This is a genomic window from Burkholderia sp. LFS061 (assembly GCF_047978125.1).
GTDB lineage: Bacteria > Pseudomonadota > Gammaproteobacteria > Burkholderiales > Burkholderiaceae > Burkholderia > Burkholderia pyrrocinia_C.
Genome location: NZ_JBFPFS010000195.1, coordinates 1 through 223 on the forward strand (window position 1 = coordinate 1; position 223 = coordinate 223).

Here is a 223-nt window from a genome sequence, read left to right on the forward strand (position 1 = left end):
GCTCGCGACGCTGCACACGAACGATGCGGCATCGGCCGTCACGCGTCTGACCGACATGGGCGTCGAGCCGTACCTGCTCGCATCGTCGCTGCTCGGCGTGCTCGCGCAGCGGCTGGTGCGGCAGCTCTGCCCCGTCTGCAAGGAAGAGCGGCACGAGGATGGCCGCACGCTGTGGCATCCGGTCGGCTGCGACAAGTGCGGGCATTCGGGCTACGCGGGCCGG

At 70.9% G+C, this 223-nt stretch carries 1 protein-coding gene; it reads left to right on the forward strand.

The genetic code is table 11. The annotated features are described in order from the left end of the window. A partial coding sequence (locus ACNQQL_RS36325; protein WP_347069777.1) for an ATPase, T2SS/T4P/T4SS family occupies positions 1–223 on the forward strand: 223 nt, incomplete at both ends.